Origin of the sequence: Streptomyces sp. NPDC046881 (assembly GCF_040645015.1) — a bacterium.
Lineage (GTDB): Bacteria > Actinomycetota > Actinomycetes > Streptomycetales > Streptomycetaceae > Streptomyces.
Window position 1 is genome coordinate 1 of the sequence record NZ_JBEYXJ010000232.1, and the last position, 2,264, is coordinate 2,264.

General features: G+C 70.5%; 4 protein-coding genes. 1 reads left to right on the plus strand and 3 read right to left on the minus strand.

The window, feature by feature from the left end; genetic code table 11:
* Positions 1 to 78: 78 nt before the first annotated feature.
* The 3 genes from ABZ923_RS41200 to ABZ923_RS41210 all read right to left on the minus strand — a co-directional run bounded on the left by ABZ923_RS41200 (position 79) and on the right by ABZ923_RS41210 (position 1,457).
* Positions 79 to 249, minus strand: coding sequence for a hydrophobic protein (locus tag ABZ923_RS41200; protein WP_070029835.1), 171 nt, complete (start codon positions 247 to 249; stop codon positions 79 to 81).
* Between the two features lie 144 nt (positions 250 to 393).
* The gene (locus ABZ923_RS41205) at positions 394 to 618 is read right to left on the minus strand and encodes a hypothetical protein (RefSeq protein WP_361483560.1); all 225 of its coding nucleotides are present in this window, start codon (positions 616 to 618) and stop codon (positions 394 to 396) included.
* A 572-nt stretch (positions 619 to 1,190) separates the two neighbouring features.
* Positions 1,191 to 1,457: a hypothetical protein gene (locus ABZ923_RS41210; RefSeq protein WP_361483563.1), complete on the minus strand. Its 267-nt coding sequence runs from the start codon at positions 1,455 to 1,457 to the stop codon at positions 1,191 to 1,193.
* 290 nt (positions 1,458 to 1,747) lie between these two features.
* On the opposite strand from ABZ923_RS41210, the gene ABZ923_RS41215 reads away from it, so the two are divergent.
* The coding region (locus ABZ923_RS41215; RefSeq protein ID WP_361483566.1) for a thiopeptide-type bacteriocin biosynthesis protein at positions 1,748 to 2,264 on the plus strand (517 nt) is incomplete at its 3' end.

The following is a 2,264-nucleotide window of genomic DNA, read 5'->3' on the forward strand; positions in this document are numbered from 1 at the left end:
CGGGGCCCGGCCATACCCGGCCGGGCCCCGCGTCAACCTTCCCTACCAGCAGTGCTCCTGACACCGAGGAGCAGGCGCCTACCAGCGATACCAGCGACCCTTTCGGCCCGTGCCGTCCGCGGACCGGACGACGAAGCCCAGCAGCCACACGACCAGCACGATCACTGCGATCCACCAGAGCGCCTTCAGGGCGAAGCCCGCACCGAAGAGGATCAGAGCCAGCAGAAGAACCAGAAGCAGGGGAACCATTGTTATCAACCTCCTGGCCATCGAATGCCCTTACTTCATCCCTACAAGCCCACAAAATGCGAGTTTCTTTCACGGGATCAAGGGCACGCGCGTCAAGTTCGGTTCCCCCGCGCCGGGGTCTGATGCACCGCGAAGCATGCAGGGTCACGTGGCGATCGTGGCCAGTCCGGCGATGCCGACGAGGTAGATGACCACCGCGGCGATGCTGTCGACTCCCATGCGGGCGTACTGGCGGCGTGGCCGGAAGATCAGTCCCGCCATGTACACCACGGTCAGGATGATCCCGAGCGCGGTGAGGTAGATGTCGGTGTCGTGCGCGGCCGGCAGTACCGGCTTGCCGGAGATGACGGTGGCGAGCAGGAACAGCACGGGCAGGAAGGCGTTGCCGCCGAAGATGTCGCTGATGGCGAGCTGGTAGTCACCCAGCTTCGTGGAGGTCGGGCCGGTGCTGACCTCGGCAGGGAGGTGGCCGCCGCCGGCACGGTCGCGCCGAACAGCACACCGCTCAGCCCCTGCCGAGCGAAGAACTCCTCACCGCTGCGCTCGATCACGACACCGGCCACGAGCGTGGCCAGCGCGGACACGCCGAACACCTGCCCGGCGCGCGTGGTGCTCACGCCCCTGTCGCTGGCGGCCTTCTCCTTCTTGCCCTTGGAGTGGCCGCGTGGTTCGGGCTGGCCGTCCGGGGCGTCGCCGCCCTCCCGCCACGGCAGGCCGCGGCCGGCCCGGTCGAGCAGGATCAGGCCGATCACCCAGAGGACGGCGATCGCCACCGAGGCGGGGGCCAGCCGCGCGGCGTGCAGGTCCGGGGAGAGCAGGGTGCCCATCACGACCACGGCCAGGACGACCACCACCATGGCCCGCTCGAGTACCAGTTGCAGACTGGCCGCCAGGCGGGTCAGCGGGGCGCGGGGGGCGGACCCCCGCCGTGTCCAGTACGGCTAGGACGACGGTCTGGATGGCGATGCCGCCCAGGATGTTGCCGACGCGACATCGAGCCGGCCGGCCATCGCCGCACTCGCGGTGATCGCGATCTCGGGCAGGTTCGTCGCGATCGCCCGCAGGATCAGACCGCCCAGCGCGCTGCCGAGGTGAAGTCGCTCGGCGAGCACATCGGTGGTGTCCGACAGCTTGATTCCCGCACTCCAGATGACGGCCGCACTGGCCACGAACAACCCCAGCAGCAGCGGCGAACTCAGAGATCCCATGGGGCCGGGAGTGCCGGTCGATCCCGAGAGGAACCAGCAGGCACACGGCACCTCATGCCTCGGCCCAGCGCCTTGGCGGGCCTGGGTCTGCGGGGCGCGGCCGGCCGCCCCGGTGACCGTGCGCAAGGCGGCGCCGGTGGGAGAGCGGCGCGCCGTGCGTCATTCACGGGACGCGGCATACCTCCCGCGCACTCCTGTTGATCATATGACCAATTGATGTGCACGCTTCGGGACACATGCGGGCCGGACATCACAGGGGTGGTTCCTCTCTACGGCGATCAGGAGGCCCCATGGTGCGGGTGGAGCGTCTACTGGCCGACTGCCTGGCCGACGCGCGGACCGAGCCGTGGGGCAGCGTCCCCCTCCCGGCGGGCGGCCCCGCGTACGCGGCGGCACGCCGGACCTTCCTGGCGGCCGGTCTGCACGCCGTGCGCGCGCACCGGCCCGAGGACGGGTGGGTACAGCTCGGCCTCACCTGCGCACGCTCGGGCCCCCTCCTCCCGCCTTACCGCCGATTGGCCGTAGCCGCACGAGAGTTGCTGGACACCGGGCAGGCCCGCGACTTCTTCTTCCTGCACAAACCTCCGGGGCTGCGCGTGCGGTTCCGTGCGGCCGAACCGAGCCGGGCGCCGGACCTGCACGCCGCGCTGCTACGGCACCTGGAGGCGGACCGGCAGGACGATGCCGGCGCGCGGCCCGTGGCCGGTGTGTACGAGCCGGAGACGTACCTGTTCGGCGGGCCGCGTGCCATGCCCTGGGTGCACGCGCTGTTCACCGCCGACTCGCGGGCCTGGCTGGACGTGCACA

Bases quoted from the DNA above. Each gene is read 5' to 3' on its own strand.
- ABZ923_RS41200 (WP_070029835.1), bottom strand. From the start codon at position 249: ATGGTTCCCCTGCTTCTGGTTCTTCTGCTGGCTCTGATCCTCTTCGGT.
- ABZ923_RS41210 (WP_361483563.1), bottom strand. From the start codon at position 1,457: ATGGGATCTCTGAGTTCGCCGCTGCTGCTGGGGTTGTTCGTGGCCAGT.